Source organism: Paenibacillus sp. FSL R7-0313 (assembly GCF_037969885.1).
Taxonomy (GTDB): Bacteria; Bacillota; Bacilli; order Paenibacillales; family Paenibacillaceae; genus Paenibacillus.
The window spans coordinates 4,462,480-4,482,344 of sequence record NZ_CP150219.1; the positions used below are offsets into that span (position 1 = coordinate 4,462,480).

The window sequence follows — 19,865 nt, forward strand, 5'->3', positions numbered from 1 at the left end:
AATTATAATAAAAAGTTATCGTTTGGTAATATTATATGAGTTTAGGAAGCTGGAGTTCGTTCGCGTGGAATATCAAAAAAGCCGCTACATATTTGCAAAAATAAAAGACCGTTTCCCGATAAAATACGAGAAAACGGTCATAGTTAAAAAGTATCTTTTTCCTGTCTGTCAACAGGCATATAAACATGCTAGAAATCAAGCATCAGATATTCAAAGAATCGCTTGCCATAAGTAAAGGAATATAAACTTTGTTTTATAATCCTCCCTCGTCACCTTGCTCCTCCTGCACAATTCGAGCAATGTGAATCATTAAATATAATAATTCCTCGTTTGATATGGAGATATTTAGCATATTTTGCACGTAGGTTTTGATCATCTCCGCACACTTATATTCAAGCGGGTGCTCTTTCACCATGTGTTGAAATATAAAATCTTTCGCCGAATTGCCCAGCCGCCCTTCTTGTAAACGCTGGATGAAGAATTGCAGATGTGTGACAAGTCTCACATAATGGATGGAATTTTTGTTCAATTGCATATCAAAGGTGTATTGTATCAGGTTAAAAATATCTTTTAACATCTTAACGGATTGCATCGTGCGCTCCATATTCTGTTCATGCGTTTGGGCATTCACGAAATGAAAAGCGATATTCCCTGCTTCTTCTTCCGGCAGTTCAATACCCAGTTCTAGATTCAGCATCTGAACGGCTTCAAGGCCCAGTTCGAATTCGACAGGATGAAACCTCTGGATCTCCCATAACATTCGATTCTGTAATGCTACACCTTTTTTCCATCGTTCAATGGCAAACGACAAGTGATCCATAAGCGTAAAGAAGATTTGGTCGTCAAGAGACAGCTTTTCTTTTGCATTGGTAATCAGTTTGTTTATGACATTCACATGTTTTTCTGGCATGTTTTCGATGGTTCGTACGTAAGCCAGGGCAGACGGATTATTTTGCAGAATGAATCGTTTCTGGATATGCTCCTCATCGAGTCGCTCGCCGACTTTGCCTTTGAATGCCAACCCTTTTCCCATGACAATCATCTCTTGTCCCTGTTCATCTTTGGTCAGAAGCAAGCTGTTATTTAATATTTTGATTACTCTCATGCATTCATCACGATCCTTTATTCTTTCGTGACCGCCTGATCCGAATTTCCGATACATCTGCCATTCTGTTTAATGACCTCTTGATACCACGAGAAGCTTTTCTTCTTCAAACGCTTCAAGTCTTTCAGATCCTGTTCACCCCGGTTTACATAGATCATTCCATAACGTTTCCCATACCCCTGATGTGTGCTTACCACGTCAATAACGGACCAAGGGCAATAACCAATCACATCTACTCCATCCGTTAGAGCCAGTCTGATCTGTTCCAGATGTTTCTCGATAAAATCTATCCGGTACGTATCGTTAATGGTGTAATCTTCCTCCAGTACATCTGGGGCTCCTATACCATTTTCTGTAATTAGAATCGGGAGACCATATCGTTCACATACCTTGCGCAATGTCAGCCTTAGGCCAACCGGGTCAATGACCCAACCATATTTCGTTTTTTCCGTATAAGGATTCTCCGCGGCCCGGTATACTCCCTGCTCGCCAAGCATAATTTGCTGATCACCCGCACGAGCTGTAACATCCGACGTATCGCCCATACTGGCGGCAATGGTCGCCGTCGAGTAGTAGTTGATTGCTACCAGATCGGGGCGGCCAGACTGGATATCTTCCATGTCACCCTGCTCAATAACCGTCTCGATGCCGCGTTCCTGTAAATAACTCCAGAATAATGGATTATACCGTCCCCACACCGATAAGTCGAGAAAACCCCATCCGCGAATCGTCTCCCAGTTATGTGCAGCGATTGCATCTGCTGGTCTGGAGGTTGCCTGGTACATGGATGTCATGTTTAATGCAGGACCAATCTTGCCTTGCGGGAGCATATCATGAAATAGTTGCATCGTTCTGCCTTGAGCTACAAACATGTGATGATTTTGCTGATACAGTTCCTTATTGGATGGCAAACGCCCGCCTTTTGGTGTACCAATAGCACCTGGATGGAGAATCATCGTATTTTGCTCATTTATGGTCAACCAATATTTCACTTTATGCCCGTAATGCTCAAACAAGATACGCCCGTACTCGACGAAGGCATCGATTGTTTCCCGGTTGTTCCATCCTCCGGTTTTCTCAAGCTCGTAGGGTAAGTCGAAATGGTACATGGTCACAATAGGCTCAATGTTATGGAGCAGCAACTCATCAATTAATTGGTGATAAAAATCAAGTCCCTTCTCATTAACAGCCCCTGTGCCTGAAGGTAAGATTCGAGTCCATGCAATTGAAAAACGGTATGCTTTGAGGCCCAGCTCTGCAAAAAGCTTCACGTCTTCTCTGAATCGGTGATAGTGGTCGCTCGCTACTGTGAAATCGGCGGTTCCGGCCGGATGATCACACATATCAATCACGGACAGACCTTTGCCATCTTCGTTCCAGGCTCCCTCCACTTGATAGGCAGAGGTAGAGCCTCCCCACAGAAAATCATTGGGGAACGGTTTGATGTGTTGATATAACATCTCAAACACTCCTTCATTTTAAATGTTGATCAAGATATGTGACGGACCATATTACGGTTGTTAGGAAAGGTGGATAATCGTCGCTCCAACCTCCACAGGGCTCTGTTTCTCCAGCTTAATGTCCGGGAAACGATCCGAATTGGCGATAATGATCGGGGTTATGACTTCATACCCTTCCGCCTTGATGGCATCGATATCAAAGCGGATCAACAAGTCACCCTGTTGTACCCGATCCCCTACTTTAATGGAAGAGTCGAAATGTCGCCCCTTCAGGTTGACGGTATCCACTCCAATATGAATGAGCACCTCTTCTCCATCATAACCGTTTAATTTGACCGCATGTTTGGAGTCCATGAAAGCCGTAACTTCACCTGCGATTGGTGCATACAGTTCTCCTTTTGCAGGAATGATTGCAGCGCCCTTACCCAGCAATCCCAAAGAGAAGACATCGTCTGGTACACGGTCAAGGTGGACTAATTCTCCTTGCATCGGGCTAGCGATTGTAAGTGGGCGTAATTCATTTTGATTTGCATTTGTTGTTGTAGAAGACTTAGTGTCTGTGCTGTTGTCTTGAACAGGCTGCCCGGAAAGTGTCTTATCATCGTTAACGTTGGTATTGCCTTCTTCATCATCGTCCACTGGATCTTCAAAACCAATGATCCATGTCAGAGCAAAGGTAACGATAAAAGCAATCAGACAAGTCACAATGGCATGAACGATGTTCATCGGATTGCTGCCAATGAAGGCAGGTAACGCGGCAAGCCCTGGAGACACGAAGGCATAACGTACTAATCCGGTCAGACCAGCGTATATCCCCGCTACACCACCACCGATCATTGCAGCAATTAAGGGTTTCTTCAGTTTCAGCGTTACACCGTACAAGGATGGTTCCGTGATGCCCAGTACGGCGGTGAAACCGGATGAAGCAGCGAGCTGTTTGAGTTTTTTGTTTTTTGTTTTTAATGCTACAGCAAGCGTGGCTCCACCTTGAGCAATATTGGACGCAAGCATTCCGGGACCGTTGATCATTTCATATCCATTTTTGGTCAGTTGGCTAGTTGCAATCGGCGTCATCGCCCATGCAGTGCCTGTTACGATCAGGAATGGTTGCAAAGTTCCCATTAACAAAGGAATCAGCCAACTGGCTCTGGCATTAATCGCTTCTGCACCCATGGCAACCAGATCATTCAGGTACGTTCCGAAAGGTCCAATCGCCACCAATGCAAGTGGTGCTGTAATCAATAGTACAATCATTGGTTTCGTGAAAAATTTGATCATGGAAGGCGATACCCGATCGGCAAAACGTTCAATATAGGACATGAGCCAAACGACGATAATAATTGGCAGCACGGAGCCCGCGTAATCGGTTAGTCGAACTGGCACACCGATGAAAAATACGTCTTTTCCTTCAGCCATCAGTGCGCTCCATCCTGGATGTAACAATACGCCAGCAACCGTCATCGCCAGAATTGGACTTGTTTCAAACTTAATGGAAGCTCCATAAGCCAACAGAATAGGCATGAAATAAAAAGCCGCGTCCGCAATGGTGTTAAGGATATAGTAGTTTTGGCTTTCCGTCGTTACGAGGCCTGTCAGCACAAGTACGGCTAATATCGCTTTGATCATACCCGCGCCAATGATTGCCGGAATGACTGGAGTAAATGTCGTTGAGATCACGCTTATGAATCTAGATATCCAGCTCTGTTTTTGTTTTGGTCCGTTATTTTTGCCAGAATTCGATTTGGAGTCCGCACTTCGGGTTGCCGAACCCATCTGCTGAGTAATAACTCGGTAGACCTGCTGCACCTCATTGCCCACAACGACCTGGTATTGTCCACCATTGTTCACAACGGTAATGACACCTGGAAGTGCTTTGAGTTTTTCTGTCTCCGCTTTGGAGATGTCGTGCAGTTCGAACCGAAGTCGGGTTGCGCAGTGCGTAAGCCGAGCGATATTATCCTTCTTTCCAACCAATTCCGTAATCTCTTGTCCTAACTTGCGATAATCCATAACTTTGCCCCATTTCTGAATTTGGATATAAAAAAAGACCAAAACGATATGCCTTCCCCTACTCACATAAGGAAAATGCAAAATCATTTTGGTCATGCCTGCTTTACCAGTAACAGCCAAACACTGCTAATATTCAATTCGCTTTTGATGTAAACGTTTACTGGATCATAATATCACACAATAAATTAGTTAGCAATCACTTTATTCGACATTTTTCTGCATTTTGATATGAAAATGGTTCTCTATTTGCGGCTATAAATAGCCCTAAATAATTGATATTTATCAAAACATTTCATTTAATTGCTAAATAAGTATGGTTATGGTAAGTTTAAATTAAATAATGATAGGTTGACTATCATTATTTTGTGATTTCCAATCTACATTAAAGGATGGCGAGGAGACATGCGGGCTAATAACAGATCGATCGTTATTCATAAGGTATCTAATTTAGAGACACCTGAAGAGCTTTGGAATCCATATGCTTACTATGAGGACATGCTGGAGAATCATCCCATCTATTTTGACGAGGAGCAGCAGGTATGGAATCTGTATCGTTATGATGATGTCAATTCCGTTCTAACAGACTGGAAACGGTTCTCTAGTGTACGAAAACGGAGTGTATCCCCGGTTCCACCGGTAGTTACCCGAGTGGACATCAATTCTGTCGATCCTCCTGTTCAACGTGATATTAGAAAGTTAGTCTCTAGCGCCTTCACCCCACGTCAGTTAAAAACCTGGGAGCCTCAAATCGCGGCTATCGTTGATGAGTTAATGCTTGAGATGAAGGCAAAAGATGATGTGGACATCGTTCGAGACCTTGGGGTCCCACTTCCTGTTACTGTCATTGCCGATCTGCTTGGGGTGGAGAGGCAACACCGGGCACAGATCAAAGCCTGGTCTGACATGTTATTTTTCCCCAATGCTGCAGGTAATGAGCAGGAGCAGATGAATGCGAAGTATGCGGCTATGCAGGAATTTAACGAATTTTTGCTCCCCATTGTTCAGCAGAAGAGAAAGCATCCTGCCGAGGACATTATTTCCGATCTCACACTTGCCGAGCTGGATGGGGATCAACTGACCGATGAAGAGGTTGTTACCTTTAGCTTGGGCCTGCTTGCTGCTGGGAACGAAACTACAACCAATATGATAAACAGCCTATTCTACAGTTTTATGTATGATCAACCCGGAATCTATCAGGATATTGCCGCAGATCCAGAACTGATAGAGAATACTGTTGAAGAATCGTTAAGGTACCGTTTTCCAACGACACTTGATCGTGTGGTAGTAGAGGATACAGACATCCTGGGCGTGCCTATGAAAAAAGGAGACGTTATATTAACCTGGCTGGGTGCAGCCAACAATGACCCTAGACATTTTCCCGAACCTTCCCGCTTTGATATCTACCGTCCCAACAGCAATCGTCATCTCTCCTTTGGCAAAGGACCTCACTTTTGTCTGGGCGCTCCATTGGCCAGGCTAGAGGGCCAACTGGTGCTGAGAGGGTTCACGAATCACTTTTCCAATATTACTGCAAAAATCAAATTTGAAGCGGCAAGCCAGCTCTACCCGGGTACACAGACTCTTCAAAACCTGCCGGCCATCTTAACACCCAAGCTTTCTTGAAGTAATTGTATCAACTTAAAAGTGCCCTTACACACAAGCGATTGGCTGTGTGTAAGGGCACCTTTATGTTATTATGCCTTTCTTCTATCTTCAAGCTCTCTAATAATAGTTGGATATTCCTTGTCCAGCTTGTTTTTATAAAGGAATACTGCAAGAAGAATGAATACAACAATCGGGACGTATATATTCAACGCAATGATGGCCTGCTTGGCACCTTCTCCTTGGGTTGTGGCTTGTTCAACATATCCTCCTAATGCGAGGAACCATCCAATCATGGCTGTACCAATGGCTGTGCCTACTTTTGAACCGAAACCGATTACACTATTCGTTAAACCAACGAGTCTTTTGTTAAATTTCCATTCACCGTATTCAATCGTGTCTGTGACCATTGCTCCACCTACTGCCATGAGCGGAATTGTACCAAGCGTTTGGAAGATAGAACAGATCAGACCCAAAGTAATGCTCTCAGGAGCGACTAACCGAACGGTTGCTCCGAGGAGTCCAATTACAATACCGCCAAGGGCCGTGGTACGCTTGCCGTAACGTTTAATGAATGGTCCGGATAAGGCAAATCCGATAATCACGGGAATCAAGCCAATAGCGCCCATGATGCCGATCAGGCTGACATTACCCCAAATGTACTTGGCATAATAACTTCCTGCTGCTACACCCAGAGCAAACAAAATGTTGGCGAGAGCCATTACGAAGAACATGTACACCCAGTATTTATTGGCAAAAAGCAATTTCAGTCCTTCACGAATCGGCGTTTTATCCTGAAACATGCCAAGTTCGTCCAGTTGAACATTATTGTACTTTTCTTTATTGGACAGGAATGCAATGAAGATCCCGATTGCTGCAACACCAGCAAAAATGGCTGCGAGCAACGTCCAGTCACTTCTGCTATTCCCCATGGCTGTAACGACTGGAACAAATGCAACGGCAACAACCATACCTGCCAAATACCCGCTGCTTGAACGGATGATACCCATTAAGGAACGCTCGTAACTGTTACGCGTTGTTAACGCCATCAAGCTGGTATATGGAATTGAGGTTGGAGTGAACACCAAAATGTAGAACACAAGATTTGTAATAATTGCATATATTATTTTGCCTGTGGAACTTATATCCGGCACGGAAAACATTAAGAATAATGAGATGAACATTGGAATGGTCATCCATAACAACCAGGGACGTGCTTGCCCATATTTGGTTTTGGTTCGATCTACCAGTACACCCATACCGATGTCTGCAAACGCATCCAAAACTTTGGTCAGCAGCATTACTGTTCCGACTACCGCGGCAGATACACCAACGACATCCGTGTAATAATACGTGATCAAACCCAACAATCCACTTGAAATGTTTAACCCGAACTGTCCCATTGAATCACCAATTAACTTTTTCGTTGGTATTTCCCGGGGTGGCTGAGTCGGCGTATTATCTACTTTAATATGCTTCTCATTCACTGCAACTCCCATAACACTCGCCTCCGTTACTCTTCATGTTGAATTTCTCTTCCTCTTCTATACTTTCATTTTATGTCCTGGTACATATAACAGATATAGCGCATTGTTAAGATCAAATAACGCAATCCAAACAGAAAGTATTGCTGCTGTTTGAACGACAAAAAAACTGATTCAGGTATGCTGAATCAGTTTTTTTGTCTTTATATTTTATGCACGATTCTTATGAATAAAATGAAACGAAATAGATCAGGAATCTGCTTTAAAATCGCTAGAAACATGATTGAAAGACTTGCTGTTAATCTTTAAAGTGTCAATCCACCGTCTGCTACAATGATGGAGCCTGTCATATAACTGGAGCCGTCCGATGCCAAGAATGCAACCAGTTCAGCAAGCTCCTCCGGCTCCGCAAAACGCCCAATTCTCATATTCGGGAATTCTTCAGGCATATAGTCGCTCTCTTGCAACATTTGCGGAACAGCTGCGGTCAGCGTAGTGGCTACACCCCCAGGGCAGATGGCATTTACCCGAATGCCTTTTCTGACGTACTCAATCGCTGCGGCTTTTGTCAATCCGGCAACACCGTGTTTACTCGCTGTATAAGCGGCCAGACTGTGCTCAGCACGCAGTGCTGTTGTTGATGCTGTATTAATCACATGGCCATAGCCTTGTTGAACCATCACGTTGAGCGCATGTTTCATCCCCAGAAAGATCCCTTTCAGGTTAACGTCGATGATTCGTGAGAAATCGTTTAGAGACGTCTCATGAAACGGTTGGAACTTCTGAATGATACCTGCATTGTTAAACGCGACATCGATTTTGCCAAACGTTTCAACTGCTTTTTGAATATAGTTTTCTACATCCTCTTCCTTGGATACATCGGCTTGAACAAAGATGGCCTCGCCATCCTGCTCCTTCACAAGCTCAAGTGTCTCTTCCCCTGTTGTAACATTGTAATCCACCAGAACAAGCTTGGCTCCTCTCGCTGCCATCAACACTGCACTTGCTCGGCCAATACCGCTGCCAGCGCCTGTGATGGTAATCACTTTACCTGCAAGCGAATCGGATTTGGATTTCATAGCTTTGCTCGCTTTAGGAGCCTCTGCGGATTCAAAGGTTACGTTAGCAAGATCCGCTTTCAGTGCGGACAAAATGTCTTCTGGGATATCGACCTGCGGAATGGCTGCAAGCTGGTCCAGCGTAAAATGGGAAGCCATTTTGAATGATGGCTCGTTAATGAATTCAGGCAGATGTTTGGTAAGCAATCCTGTTGCTTCTTCATTATTCAATAGTTCCGAAATTTTAATGTTTTCATTGTAAGTTGTCATAGTTGTTTCCTCCGAATTTTTATTTTGATAGTTATACTATTATATAGATATAAATACTATCATTCCATCTCAATTTTTGCAATTCGTCGTTTTAATAGATTTGGAACGAATCCGAAAATGGTTAAAGGGTCATCCTGCTTCTGCTGTGTTGCCTTCAGGTTATGTCACCGAAATAGTCTTTAGCGCATCGTTAAGCTGCTTCTGCTCTTCCTCAGTCAGCAGGTCCCCGCCATAACTTAAAATCGTGCGAAGTGGCACTCCCATCGCATCAGGATGTGGAGTTTCCCCGAGTTCAGGAATAGCAGCAAGAATCAGCTTTTTACATTGCTCGTTGTTCCATAGAAGACCCAGCTTCACATCGAGACTGTACTCGTGGACCTCTTCATCGAGAACAGGACCAATAGAAGAGGGAAATTCGCCAAACACACTGCTGACCCAGCGTGTACATAGACCAAACCATTGGGCGACGGCAGGTTCAACCATACTCTGGAGACCCGAGGATGTTAGTGGACGGGCAAGGGATAGCCCATGGGTACCTGTAGGGAAAATATGCATTTCAAATGGAATACTCTTGCGGTTAAGCGCATCGGCAAACGCAAGGGAATTTTGTACAGGTACACGTCTGTCGTCAAACGTATGGAATAGGAACGCTGGTGGTGTAAGCTCGTCCACCTCCTGATCAACGCCTGGAACGGGCGCAGGGAAAATTGCACTCATCTCCTCCAGAATACAAGGATAACCAAGAATCATCGCATTAGGCCGAGTAGAACCCATTGTCCCCAACGCTGCAGCAAGATGGCCCCCTGCGGAGAAGCCACATACCGCTACTTTTTGAGGATCAATACTCCAGTCCGCACTGTTGGCCCGTATGAGAGTCAACGCTTCCTCGGCATCGTTCAATGGTCTTGGAAATACAGCATGCTGATTGAGTGAATATCGCAGGATAAAGACTTGATAACCTTCAGCCAAAAATGCCATAGCGACGGGTTCAGCTTCTCGATCAGAACAAGCTCTATACCCTCCACCTGGAAGCACAAGTACCGCTGGCCGCTGTTTAATATTTGGCATCTCGAGTGAAGAATCCAGCAGGTAGGCGGTCAATGTGACGTTTGTGTTGCTCAGATTAACCGAATGTATTTTCATTTAAAATCTGTCTCCTTAACTCAGTGAATTGGCAGGGCTAAAAGGATACTTCTATTGTAGATTTCAAGGGAGACGATCGACTATAACGCGATACAAAGATCGTGTAGCGTAATTCAAGCCTATTGCTAGTCGAAGACAAAGAAAAAACCGCGAAATCGCGGTTAAGTAAGGCTATCCTGTTTTATAACAAATGATATTGTAATTGGATTAAAAGGAAACCGGAAAATCGTACAGTCCGCGAATAATCATGCCTGGACGCCATTCCAGTGAATCAGGCTGTGTCTTAAATTGAATATCCGGCATTTTACGAAGCAATGCGTTAATAGCGATCTCTCCTTCAAGTCTGGCGAGCGGGGCTCCAAGGCAAAAATGAACACCTTTACCAAAGGCAATATGATGATTGACCTTCCGTGTGATATCAAACGCATCCGGGTCAGCGAACTGATTCTCATCCCGGTTGGCTGAGGAAAAGGAAACAAAGAGCATGTCTCCCTTACGGATATGCTTGCCCCCGAATTCGACATCCTCTGTAGCCCAGCGAATATTACTCACCTCAGCAGGCCCGTTATATCTCAAGATCTCTTCAATGGCCGGTCCAATCATGTCTGGCTGCTCCAGCAGCAAGCGCTTCTGCTCCGGGTTTTCGAGCAAGGCCAGTATACCGTTGCCAATCAGATTGACTGTGGTTTCATGTCCTGCAATGATCAGGACAAAAACAAGGGCATACAATTCCTGTTCGGACAATACGTCTCCTTCCTCTTCTACAATGATGAGGTCGCTAATCAGGTCTTCCTGAAGAGATTGTCTTCGTTCTGTAATGAGCTTCTGCAGATACTCGACAAAGGCACGCATGACTTGATCACTCTGTTCACTCATTTCGGGGCTATTGAAGCCTTCCATAATTGTATTGGACCATTCACGGAACTGCTCCTGATCATCATGGGGAACCCCTAACATCTCGCAGATTACAATGATTGGAAGAGGGAAGGCGTAGTCCTCGATCAAATTCATTTCTCTTTTACCTGTGGCGAGTACACCATCAAGCAAATCTTCACTGATTTCATGGATGCGACCACGGAGGCGTTCAATCATACGTGGTGTAAAGGCCTTCTGGATCAACCTTCTCAACCGACGATGGTCCTCTGGCGTTACACTAAGCAAGTTGCGAGAGATGATCTCCTGATGCGGTGGAACTGAGCCGTCAGCTTCTCCCATGTAGGGAGAGTTGGTTACAAAGCGTTTGTTGTCCTGCAAAATGGCAGAAGCGTCATCGTAGCCAGACACTAACCAGGCAAAGTGGCCGCTTGGCAGAAGAAAACGGTGTACCGGATCTTCTTTACGTAACTGTTCATATACCGGAAACGGATTTTGGATAAACGCTTTATCCATAAAATCAACTTTGGACTTGGGATCGTTTTTGCTCTCGTTCGTAAACATCATAACGCCTCCTAAATGATAGAGTGGATATCAATACAATATGAATTCTATCATTTCACCAATCTGCTTTCAAATTTTGATTAATTACTCATTTTCTGCTAATCAAAGATGCACACAAGATCAACTTGTGTGCATCGGGATGAGATGATTTGTATTTAAAGAAACGTCATTATGTTTCGTTTTCGTATCACGAACAATGATTTATTCTAAACGAGTTGAATGGTCTCCAGCTTGAGATCGAGCTGGTCGAGTTCTTCCTCTGGTGTACTGAACGAAGGATAGGTGGATAGCTCACGCAGGCTTGCTTCCCCCATTGGGCCGATTGTCCCCGGGTCCAGCGAAGCCAGCACCGGTGAAAGCTCGTTCAGCATGCTGCGACTTTCGTCATTACGAAGCAGTACATTCAGAGGTGTACGGGTGCTTAACGTTTGTTTGTATGGCACGGACGGTACATAGCTAAAATCATACGTGCCACTCACCACTTCGACGATCACTTCATCTTCACCCTGAACAACAGTCAGACCTGCATCCGAAAGTGTAATTCCGTTCATCATCACCTGATCGACTATGGCACGTGGCAGCTTGATCGTTGCTGTTGCATTAAACGGAACAGAGAAGCTTAAATACAGCTTGCCTGCTTCATCAAACCTCCATTCACTGCGATAAGTTCCTGCAGCAGAGTCGATACGCGCTTTGGTCCACTGGATTCTGAAATCAGGCATCGGTGCCAGCAGTGCATGGCGGAAGCCAGGCCGCTCCTCTACTGGATTGATCCCCGCCATATGACGATACATCCATTCAACAACGGCACCGTAGGCATAGTGATTGAGCGAGTTCATGCCATTTTCACTGATTGTACCATCTGGTAAAATGGAGTTCCAACGCTCCCAGATTGTTGTTGCTCCCATATTGACCGCATACAGCCAGCTTGGGTAATCATCATTGAGCAGAAGTGTATAGGCGATATCATTGCTGCCATGCGCTGACAGCACTCGGTTTAAATAAGGCGTACCTACAAAGCCGGTTCTCAGATGATTTTGATCTTTTCGTACACGCAAGCGAATAGCTTCTGTAGTCCGTGCCTTATGTTGCTCAGGAACGAGATCCATATACAACGCTACAGCGTATGCGGTCTGTGTATCTACTGCCAGACGTCCATTCGCAGTAAAGTATTCCTTCAGAATTGCAGCTCTAACCTCTTGCGCCAACTGCTCATAGGATGCGGCAAGATCATGATGTCCAAGTACCTTGGCAGCCTTGGCTACGATATCTGAAGAATAGGCATAGTAGGCTGAGGCAATAAAGTAATTATCTGTTCCCCCCATCGGAGAGTTCGGATCATCCCCATCAAGCGCGAGCCAGTCACCAAAGTGAAAACCTACCGTCCACAAACGTGTACCACCGGATTCGTCATCTGAATGCTTGATATAATCTACCCATGCCTTCATGCTGTCAAACTGCTGCTCCAGAATGGACTGGTCCCCGGAATGAAGGTACGTATTCCACGGAATAATGGTTGCCGCATCTCCCCAGGCGCTGGACCCTCCGCCCTGCACACGTCCAACCGGAATGACCATCGGAACCATACCGTTCCGATCCTCCTGTTCCATCCACAGATCATATCCATACTTGTTAAAAAAGGCATACGTGTCCATATTATAATTTGCTGTACCGGAGAATACCTGTGCATCCCCTGTCCAGCCCATGCGCTCATCGCGCTGTGGACAATCGGTAGGGGTATCTAGGAAATTTCCCTTTTGCCCCCATAGTGCATTTTCGAACAAACGATTCACGCCAGCATGACTAGTTTCCAGATATCCCGTGCGCTCCATATCCGAGTAAACCACACAGCCTGTGAAGTCATTCAGATCCAGTTCACCTACCCAGCCTTCAACCTTAACATATCGGAAACCGTAAAATGTGAAATATGGACGCACGATAGCTTCTTCACCGTTTGCTGTATAGATGTACTCCGCCTTAGCCGAGCGAAGGTTCTCCCGGTAGAAATTACCTTCCTGCAACACTTCGCCATATTGCAGATGAATGACCGTTCCACTTGGTGCCGTAGTACGGAATTGCAGCCAACCTACCATATTTTGGCCCATATCAATGACCGTTTCGCCAGCAGGCGTGGTCAAAATTTCGATCGGCTTCAAGGTTTCCTTGATCACGACCGGAAGACTTTTTCTTGCTTGCAGGCGCTCGTAGCCCAGATCACTTTCCCGAACGGGGAAAGTCTCGTTCGATTCCAGCGTGGCATCATAGATTTCTCCGTCATAGATGTTTCCATCCACGACATTCGAGCGGATGGCATGCCAGGACAGATCTGACGGTACAACGTCTTCTGTTCCATTCTTATAAGTAATCACCAGCTCGGACAGCAATGCAAAATGATCACCATACAAATTGGCAGTGGTATCTCCTTCAAAACCAAACCGTCCCTTATACCAGCCATTCCCCAAACGAACATCTATCGCGTTGGCCCCTTCTTGCAGCAGGTCGGTAATATCGTAGGTTTGATACTGAAGCCATTTGTGATAGGCATTATAATGCGGTGCCAAGTATTCATCCCCAGCCTTGACTCCGTTTAGCTCCAATTCGTATACGCCCAAACCACAGATGTACGCCCGTGCTTTGGCGATGGGACCTTTGACTTCGAACGTTTTTTGGAGGACTGGGTGAATCGTCGGTTCCAGCTCAGGTGTAATCCATTTTGCCGTCCATGGCTCATCCTGCTTCGCCGTTTCAAACCAGGCCGTTTCACTGGTTGCCTTCTCCCCAAGCTCATTCCATACTCGAACTCTCCAGAAGTAACGCGTCCTTGCAGCCAGTTCCAGATCCGGCGAATACGCGAGCGAATCAATATCCTCTGTTATTCCGCTATCAAATACAAGCTCTCCAAAGGATTCATCCAGTGCAATTTCTACCTGTGCGGCGATCTGTGTTGTTGCTGTCGTATCCGTAACGGTATAAGAAAAGGTTGGTTTGGTTACCGCAAAACCGAGCGGATTCGTGATGTGATTTGTTTTCATATGAGTAATGTTCATCGATGAAACCTCCCCCTGTCGATTACCTTTCGGAACGTTTAACCATCCTGGTTTAAGGCTGAGTCTGTGCCGATTGGTACCATTCATTCACTTCTTCTGTGATCTTTCTTCCACCTGAATCCATCCATTTTTTCACGAACTCATCAAAAATGGTGAGTGGCTCCTCGCCATAAATAATGGAGTTGAAGGTGTCCAGTTCCAATTTTTGCAAATAAGTGTTTCGAGCTTGCATTGTTTTTGTCGGGGGCCCCTGAAACAGATTGACTCGATCAATCTGCCGCTGCCTGGTCTCTACAACGTTTGCCTTCATAATGGGATACTGCTTCTCATCCTTAGGGTCAATTCCCATACTGAACAAAATGGCGCGATCATGCGAGCTCAGCTCTTCTCCCTGGCCCATTCTCAGAAGAGCTGCTCTGAATCTGGAAGGGTAACTTGCATATTGTCCCATGAGGGTATATTTGAACGTTATCACTTTCCCTCCGGGAATATCGCCGCTGTCACTATCCACTGAACCATCTGGCTTCAGCACATAATCATATCCATTCTGATAAGCACTCAGATACAACGGATTATCCGTCACCGTAGCCTCATACAGATAGTTCTGATACTTGAAAAAAGCCTGCAAGGCTTCTTCAGAAATGTCTGCGCTGATCATTAAAGCCCCGCTGTAAGAGTTTCCTTTGAATCTCGCTGTGGTTCCGTCCATTCCTGCAGGAATCGGATAAGGCACAAACTCAGCCTTCGGATCCTTTTCTTTAAGTTGTTGCAGCGGATAATCTCCAAACCAGCCTGGACCAGCCACCATGCCAACTTTGCCATCAATGATATTTTTATTGACCTGATTGAAGTCTTGCAGAGCTATGTTATTGCCCACATATCCTTTTTTCTTCCAGTCTCGCAGTTTTGCCAGCGCGCTTTTGATCTGAGGCTGAATACTTCCATACACGAGATTGCCCTGTGCATTCTTGCTCCATATACTTGGAATCGCTCCATACGCACCAAACACCCAGGATATGTCTCCTGTGGGCGAGGCCAGATACTGGTCCTTGATTGCAAAATCAATACCGTAGGTATCCTGTATGCCATTACCGTCTGGATCATCAACGGTAAAGGCTTTCATTACCGTTTCCAGTTCGTCGAGATTGCTTGGTGCCTTCAGGTTCAGATGATCTAGCCAATCCTTGCGAATCCAGAGTACGGACTGCGAGGCTTGCTCCGTAATGATCGGAATCGCCATCCGTTTCCCGTCAATCTCAAAGGGCTTCCATACCTCTGGCACTTCAGCCATAGCCGCTTTCCAGGTGGATGAAGCATATCGATCAAACGCTTGTCCAGCGTCCAACAGTTTGCCTGAGATCATGAATCCATTGACCGTGTCCATGACATTGGATGAGAACACATCAGGTAACGTATTGTCGGCAGAGAGCATTAATCGAAGCTTCATATCGTAGTCATCGACAGGAGCACTCCATTTGGTCCGAATATCCACGCCAAGTGTTTCTCTGGCCCAACGGATATGAACATTATCCGCGGCGGTTTCGCCATTTTTGTAGATCGTGGTTGGATCATTCATTTTGACCGTTGTTACGACCACACCTGTTTTTACAGGCTTAGGCTCCTGTGCTTTACCACTGCAAGCGGCGGTAAACAGAATCATACAAGCAACAGAAAGAGACAGGTATACTTTGCTACTCATGTGAAATGCGCTCCTTCATCTAATTCATCTTCATCATATCGTGCCAGTTATATAGTCGAAATAACGCTTTTCCAACATTAGATAATTCATTCTTAACCTTCATCTATATTACATTCCAAATCACTTGTATTTCATCCAATGCCAGCCTACAATAAGGTGAATTTACATCGTTGGCAGGAGGCGTTAAGGGTTGAAAAAGAAATACAGGACCTTTATAAACATGGTGACCATCACGCTGATTATGCTTGTCGCCGTCCTGGTCATGTATACCTTCTCGGTTCAATCCAGTCTGGATACGGTTCAAAAGGATATTGAAACCAACAATCTCAATCGCGTGCAGTTTGTTGTTAACTCACTTGATCAGAGCATAAATCGGCTGAATATGTTATCCATCTCCATGGAAACGGACAATTCTATTGCCCTGCTGCGATCCATTGACGTGATGAGTTCCTTTGAGCAGGTACAGTTGATTCAAAATGTTGCTGCGAGAGTTAATCTGCAAAGTCTGTCCGAGGGATGGAATAACAAAATATCGGTCTACTCGGTTCTGTTGAATCAATGGATCATTGCTTCGGAGTTAAATATGAAGACTCCCTCTGTAAATTCACTGAAATCAGGTTGGAACTATGATGCAGCTACAGCTAAATATTATAGATACAAGGTCAGTCCACAGATCATTATTCGGTTGGAGTTCCCGCGCAGCAATCTGGAGGATATAGTTGAGAACTCACATCAGGGCGAGAATGAGACGTTATTTTATAACCCGGACGAGCAATTGATTACTCGCAAAGAGGCTAATCCCATGACCCCTCTTATCATGAAGGAGCTAACCGGTCATCTACAACCATCCTCCGGTACCGAAACCGTTTCGGTTAACGGTGCCCAGTACATTGTCAATTACGTGTACTCTCATCAACTCGGCTGGTATTTAATTGATTTTATGCCCCTTGATAAAGCGTTGCAGCCTATACGAACGACGCAATTCTGGTTTTACTCTGCCTGTGTCATGCTGTTTATGGCGGGGGTCACGATTATTGTTGTTCTTTTCCGCAAGGTACAGATTCCCATACTTGCTCTATTAAAAGGTGTTCGTCTTTTGAAGCACGGCGACTTCTCTTATCGGATTCAACGACAGAGCGGTAATGAATTTGATTACTTATATGGTCAATTCAACGACATGGCCGGACAGATTGAGGATTTGATTGAAAAGGTATACAAGGAAAAAATCGTCGCTCGTGAAGCGGTGCTGAAACAGCTACAAGCTCAGATTAATCCTCACTTTTTATATAATTGTCTCTTTTTCATTAATAATATGACAAGATTGGGCAATGAGGAAGCGGTTACTGCGATGACTCAGAATCTGGCCGAATATTTCAGGTACACCACACGCCTTGATGAGCCGATGACCCATTTGGAAAAAGAGTTGGGCATCGTCCGTAATTACCTTGAGATACAGAGCTTACGCATGGACCGTCTCTCTTATCAGATCGATCTACCGGACGAGCTAAGATCTGTCCCGATTCCCAAACTACTCATTCAGCCTTTGGTAGAGAACAGTATTATCCACGGCATAGAAACCAAGCGTGATTCTGGTTCCATCCAAGTCTCCGTTGAGCGTACGGAACAAGGGATTTGTATTGTGGTTGATGATGACGGGAAAGGCATGACGGAGGAAGAAATTAACGCACTTAAGGCAAGAATAGCCGAGCCACCTGTGGACACGATGGGATGCGCGCTTTGGAACATTGCAGAGCGTCTACGTATTCATGATGCTACCCATTCGGGTCTTCAGTTTGAACAGAGTCCCCTTGGGGGCATGCGTGTGCGATTAAAATGGTCGCTCGCAAAATCGTAGGGTAAAGAAAACACTGTATAATAGAACAATGCCTCTGATCATCACTTCGAGTGAAGGCAGAGGCATTGTTTGGCTTAATAGTAATTTTTCGATCGCCAATTGGCAGAATGAATCCTTGCGTTGACAGAAAAGAGTCTAGTTTGATAGCATAGTTTGAGTTCATTCCAACAAGGAGGTTTTTACAATAGAACCCCATCAACGGCTTCAACAAGAGCGCAGTGACCTCAAAACAAGAAGACGAGCAGCTATAATTGAAGCAGCTAAAATAGCTTTTTTGAATAAAGGCTTTGAGCAAGCGACCATGCAGGATATAGCAGACGAGGCAATCCTGGGGGTGGCGACCATCTTCCGCTACTTTCCGCGGAAAGAGCAGCTTATTGTTGCCGTAGCTTCAGATATTGTCCAGTCCGAGGTACGGGTATTCTCCGATATTATCAGAGGTGAAGGCACCTGCTACGACAAGCTTGGCCGCCTTTTTGACTCGCTTATTTTTTTCCAGCAGGTGGAAAGCCAGCGAAGCTCCAAATTAATAGAAGCGTTTGAGTGTTACGTCGCAATGTCCAAGTCCCCGTTGGAGGATATCGAGATGTATCATTCTAACTACCAACAGATTATTATGCTTTGTGCAGAGCTGGCTGAGCTTGGTCAAAAGGATGGATCTGTTCGTAACGACGCTAATGTGGTTGAAACGATCAACACGATGATTAATGTCTTTGGCAACTTCTCCAAAAAAACAGCGATGCTCAATGGCATTGAAGCCTTCCAAACAAAAGTGGACGAAGCCGAGCAATTTAATATCCTCAAGAACATATTTTTGGATCATCTCAAGCCCTGAACAGCGGCTCCGATTTTAAGATATAACTGATCGCTATGCTATGAGGACCGCTGTGAGAGCAGATGGAGCAGCCTCCTTCGATGATGTGCACATGTTGAATGGAGGTTTGTTCCTGGATGAAGTTGCGGACCCACTCCGCCTTCTCCTCCTCTAATGTTTGGGCGATAATGACCTGCGCGTGATCAATACGGTGGATCTGACTCAACATGTCATTTAACAACTTGTTCACGACTTTGTCTTTGCTGCCTCTGTATTTGACTCCGGCATGAACCAGTCCATCTCGAACATACAAGCCCGGTCGAATTCTCAGCAAGCTGCCCAGCATATGCTGAATGCTGCTGACTCGTCCTCCCCGATGCAAATAATCCAAATTATCCACAAGTACATTTAGTTGCACCTCATGACGTACTGCTTCCAAAGCCTGAGCGATGGTTAGTGCGCTTTTCCCTTCCCTAGCCATCTGCACTGCAAGCAGTACATGCATTGCGGTGCCTGCCGATACATTGAGAGAATCCACCACTGTTACTCTGCCCGGGGGGAACTCTCTGGCCGCACTACACGCATTCTGGTACGTGGATGAAAGGTGAGAGGACATACTGATGCACAGTATATCTTCTCCATTTTCAATGACCGGGCTGAAAGCCTTCATAAAATCTGCGGGTGGAGGAGCCGCCGTTTTGGGCAGCTCTTCATATAATTCGACCATGTTATACATCTCTTGCGGAGTGATTTCGATCCGATCCAAATACGAATCTTGCTGGAAAACGATATATAGTGGAATAATCCCGATATCATACTTTTCAACCCATTCCTTGGGTATATCAGAGATACTGTCTGTGAAAATGCGAACATTAGCCATT

At 45.2% G+C, this 19,865-nt stretch carries 13 protein-coding genes; 3 read left to right on the forward strand and 10 right to left on the reverse strand.

Going from position 1 to position 19,865, the window contains the following annotated elements; genetic code table 11:
* Window positions 1-253 precede the first annotated feature (253 nt).
* The 3 genes from NSQ38_RS19565 to NSQ38_RS19575 are packed head-to-tail and all read right to left on the reverse strand — an operon-like array spanning window position 254 to window position 4,671.
* Window positions 254-1,105 (reverse strand): PRD domain-containing protein, encoded by an 852-nt coding sequence (locus NSQ38_RS19565; RefSeq protein ID WP_339783657.1) that lies wholly within the window; start codon window positions 1,103-1,105, stop codon window positions 254-256.
* 17 nt (window positions 1,106-1,122) lie between these two features.
* A complete protein-coding gene (locus NSQ38_RS19570) occupies window positions 1,123-2,565 on the reverse strand; it encodes a glycoside hydrolase family 1 protein (protein ID WP_339783659.1) in 1,443 nt (480 codons plus the stop codon).
* Between the two features lie 60 nt (window positions 2,566-2,625).
* Window positions 2,626-4,671 carry a beta-glucoside-specific PTS transporter subunit IIABC gene (locus tag NSQ38_RS19575; RefSeq protein ID WP_339783660.1) on the reverse strand — a complete coding sequence of 682 codons (2,046 nt, stop codon included), beginning with the start codon at window positions 4,669-4,671 and terminating at the stop codon, window positions 2,626-2,628.
* Window positions 4,672-4,977: 306 nt separating this feature from the next.
* Between NSQ38_RS19575 and NSQ38_RS19580 the strand changes: the two genes are divergently transcribed.
* Window positions 4,978-6,198: a cytochrome P450 gene (locus NSQ38_RS19580; protein WP_339783662.1), complete on the forward strand. Its 1,221-nt coding sequence runs from the start codon at window positions 4,978-4,980 to the stop codon at window positions 6,196-6,198.
* Between the two features lie 71 nt (window positions 6,199-6,269).
* Here NSQ38_RS19580 and NSQ38_RS19585 read toward each other — a convergent pair whose 3' ends face one another.
* The 6 genes from NSQ38_RS19585 to NSQ38_RS19610 all read right to left on the reverse strand — a co-directional run bounded on the left by NSQ38_RS19585 (window position 6,270) and on the right by NSQ38_RS19610 (window position 16,315).
* Complete coding sequence (locus NSQ38_RS19585; RefSeq protein WP_339783664.1) at window positions 6,270-7,676, reverse strand: glycoside-pentoside-hexuronide (GPH):cation symporter; 1,407 nt, start codon at window positions 7,674-7,676, stop codon at window positions 6,270-6,272.
* Between the two features lie 290 nt (window positions 7,677-7,966).
* Window positions 7,967-8,740 (reverse strand): glucose 1-dehydrogenase, encoded by a 774-nt coding sequence (locus NSQ38_RS19590; RefSeq protein ID WP_339790604.1) that lies wholly within the window; start codon window positions 8,738-8,740, stop codon window positions 7,967-7,969.
* Between the two features lie 408 nt (window positions 8,741-9,148).
* A complete protein-coding gene (locus tag NSQ38_RS19595; protein WP_339783666.1) occupies window positions 9,149-10,132 on the reverse strand; it encodes an alpha/beta hydrolase in 984 nt (327 codons plus the stop codon).
* A 207-nt stretch (window positions 10,133-10,339) separates the two neighbouring features.
* Window positions 10,340-11,572, reverse strand: coding sequence for a cytochrome P450 (locus NSQ38_RS19600; protein WP_339783668.1), 1,233 nt, complete (start codon window positions 11,570-11,572; stop codon window positions 10,340-10,342).
* A 203-nt stretch (window positions 11,573-11,775) separates the two neighbouring features.
* Complete coding sequence (locus NSQ38_RS19605; protein ID WP_339783670.1) at window positions 11,776-14,616, reverse strand: family 78 glycoside hydrolase catalytic domain; 2,841 nt, start codon at window positions 14,614-14,616, stop codon at window positions 11,776-11,778.
* Window positions 14,617-14,668: 52 nt separating this feature from the next.
* A complete protein-coding gene (locus tag NSQ38_RS19610; RefSeq protein ID WP_339783672.1) occupies window positions 14,669-16,315 on the reverse strand; it encodes a sugar ABC transporter in 1,647 nt (548 codons plus the stop codon).
* Between the two features lie 190 nt (window positions 16,316-16,505).
* Between NSQ38_RS19610 and NSQ38_RS19615 the strand changes: the two genes are divergently transcribed.
* Complete coding sequence (locus NSQ38_RS19615; RefSeq protein ID WP_339783674.1) at window positions 16,506-18,170, forward strand: sensor histidine kinase; 1,665 nt, start codon at window positions 16,506-16,508, stop codon at window positions 18,168-18,170.
* A gap of 250 nt (window positions 18,171-18,420) precedes the next feature.
* On the forward strand, window positions 18,421-19,005 hold the full coding sequence (locus tag NSQ38_RS19620; protein WP_339790606.1) for a helix-turn-helix domain-containing protein: 585 nt from the start codon (window positions 18,421-18,423) through the stop codon (window positions 19,003-19,005).
* On the opposite strand, the gene NSQ38_RS19625 is transcribed toward NSQ38_RS19620, so the two are convergent.
* Window positions 18,995-19,864, reverse strand: a complete 870-nt coding sequence (locus NSQ38_RS19625) for a DegV family protein (RefSeq protein ID WP_339783676.1) — start codon at window positions 19,862-19,864, stop codon at window positions 18,995-18,997. The genes NSQ38_RS19620 and NSQ38_RS19625 overlap by 11 nt on opposite strands.
* Window position 19,865: the final 1 nt, after the last annotated feature.

Coding starts and splice junctions, on each gene's coding strand:
- NSQ38_RS19565 (WP_339783657.1), bottom strand. CDS start 1,105: ATGAGAGTAATCAAAATATTAAATAACAGCTTGCTTCTGACCAAAGAT.
- NSQ38_RS19575 (WP_339783660.1), bottom strand. CDS start 4,671: ATGACCAAAATGATTTTGCATTTTCCTTATGTGAGTAGGGGAAGGCAT.
- NSQ38_RS19570 (WP_339783659.1), bottom strand. CDS start 2,565: ATGTTATATCAACACATCAAACCGTTCCCCAATGATTTTCTGTGGGGA.
- NSQ38_RS19580 (WP_339783662.1), top strand. CDS start 4,978: ATGCGGGCTAATAACAGATCGATCGTTATTCATAAGGTATCTAATTTA.
- NSQ38_RS19600 (WP_339783668.1), bottom strand. CDS start 11,572: ATGATGTTTACGAACGAGAGCAAAAACGATCCCAAGTCCAAAGTTGAT.
- NSQ38_RS19595 (WP_339783666.1), bottom strand. CDS start 10,132: ATGAAAATACATTCGGTTAATCTGAGCAACACAAACGTCACATTGACC.
- NSQ38_RS19585 (WP_339783664.1), bottom strand. CDS start 7,676: ATGGGAGTTGCAGTGAATGAGAAGCATATTAAAGTAGATAATACGCCG.
- NSQ38_RS19610 (WP_339783672.1), bottom strand. CDS start 16,315: ATGAGTAGCAAAGTATACCTGTCTCTTTCTGTTGCTTGTATGATTCTG.
- NSQ38_RS19625 (WP_339783676.1), bottom strand. CDS start 19,864: ATGGCTAATGTTCGCATTTTCACAGACAGTATCTCTGATATACCCAAG.
- NSQ38_RS19590 (WP_339790604.1), bottom strand. CDS start 8,740: ATGAAATCCAAATCCGATTCGCTTGCAGGTAAAGTGATTACCATCACA.
- NSQ38_RS19605 (WP_339783670.1), bottom strand. CDS start 14,616: ATGAACATTACTCATATGAAAACAAATCACATCACGAATCCGCTCGGT.